Origin of the sequence: Pararcticibacter amylolyticus (assembly GCF_003130405.1) — a bacterium.
Classification (GTDB): Bacteria; Bacteroidota; Bacteroidia; order Sphingobacteriales; family Sphingobacteriaceae; genus Arcticibacter; species Arcticibacter amylolyticus.
Genome location: NZ_QEAS01000021.1, coordinates 43230 through 45077 on the forward strand (window position 1 = coordinate 43230; position 1848 = coordinate 45077).

The window sequence follows — 1848 nt, forward strand, 5'->3', positions numbered from 1 at the left end:
CCCCCCTCACATTCCATATCTTCTCCGCTTTCCTTCCAATCAACCAGAAAGAAATAGCCAGCACACCGAAAAAGACAGCCTTATTCGTTACATCCCAGAGGTATTCAAAATAGCGGGTATAAATATTGATCAGCAGGAAAGTAATACCAAACTCACGTGCAATCGAATCCTTTCGTCTTAACCCATAGATCATAAACCCAAGAGACACAGCCGCTGATATGATGCCCCAGTAGAACAGATCCGTTTGTTTCACTTTTATCCAATCCTCAATATCGCCGAAATTGCCGAAAATAGATAGCAGCCATAAAGAAATAAAGAGATAAAACATCCCGATAATATAGGTAAGCGTATTAAACTCAGGCATTTTCTTCGCCTTTTCGAGATAAAGTCCTGCACAAGTAAGGATAACTCCAAAGATCACGAAGCGCAAAGGATAATTCATTCCAAGGAAATAATCGCTCCAGTTAGTCTGATAGCCCGTCTCTGTTCCAAACCAGCTTCCCAACGACACCAGGGCAAAAGCCCAGATCAGTTTCGAGCGGAATTTTATAGCCAGCACACCGTAAATAAAAACCGAAAGCAGGAAAAGGATAGAAAAATGCCCCGCACCGTTATCGAGTGCTTTCCCCAAAAAAGCAACACTGATGGCTGTGAACAGAACCCCTGTAAAAAGAGTGGCTTCATTACTGAACACTCGTTCGGAGAATCTCTTTTTCAGTTTCTGCCCATAGTAATAAAACCATCCGGCCAGCCCTCCGGCAATAACGCTGATCACTATATCAGGAGTGTCGTATAACTTTTTGATCATATCAATGATCGCATCGTCAATAACCACAGAGGCAACAGCAATAAGCCCGCAGGCCAGAGCCACCCAGAAAGAATATTGTGCAAGCCTGCGCCAGTCAAACTGTTTTACATCATACGATGACCGCAGTTGCCCTGCCGTATCACTGTTAATCAGTCCATCTTTCTCCCAGTGAGCAATAGTTTGTTCCAGGAAGTCCGCCTCCTGCCGGTCAAGATTAAGCTTTGTCATGTTCATATCACTGGTCATGGCCAAAGGTACAACATTCGATTTACGATTTTTGATTTACGGAAAGCAAGGTGAAACTAGTAAGCCGGAAGTGAAGAGTTAAGTTAAAAACTGATACTGATAGCCAACACCTGACCTCCAATAGCTGACTCCAGATATCTCAGAATAAGAGTTTTAACACATGAATGGCAGCAAGAGTAAAAAAAACAAAGGCGATACTCCTGTTAATAATGCGGGCGCTAAGTGCAAATTTCTCCTGGATATACCGTGCAAATCTGGCAAAAAGAAAAAGACAAAGAAAGGCCCCCAGGCCTGCGCCAATGGCAAACAGTTCAATACCTGCTCCCTCCGTCGTAATCCAGCCATGCGAAATAAGGTAGGTCCCCCCGATCATCCAGAAGGGGATTTGCATAGGATTAAAGATCCCCAGAACAATTCCATACCGGATACTTTCATGAGCCTTATACTCCACTTTTTTCTGGTGAGTAGAAGCATGCCAGCTCATATACCCCATTACAAGAAAAACAACAATAAGAAGGTAATCCAGGAAATGCCACCAGTTTTTATGCCCGGCAAACCATTCAGCAAAACGCATCAGGATATAAGTGATCAGGACATCCATCACCGCAAAAGTTCCGGTAAAATATAGCGCCTGTTTCAAGCCCCGGTTAACCGAAATCTGCACCGTGGTAAGATTAATATTTCCCAGAGGAATATATCCCAGAAAATTAACAGCAACAGCAACCAGGAAGGTGAGAAGAAGCAAGGGACTTTATTTATAAATGGTAAACGAAAAAAGTTTTAAGCCAGCCGTC

At 43.3% G+C, this 1848-nt stretch carries 2 protein-coding genes; both read right to left on the bottom strand.

The window, feature by feature from the left end:
- Window positions 1-1036 (bottom strand): DUF2157 domain-containing protein (locus tag DDR33_RS20875; protein WP_109417803.1); only part of this gene is annotated, 1036 nt, incomplete at its 3' end.
- Window positions 1037-1193: 157 nt separating this feature from the next.
- Window positions 1194-1799: a LysE family transporter gene (locus DDR33_RS20880; RefSeq protein WP_109417746.1), complete on the bottom strand. Its 606-nt coding sequence runs from the start codon at window positions 1797-1799 to the stop codon at window positions 1194-1196.
- Between the last annotated feature and the right edge of the window lie 49 nt (window positions 1800-1848).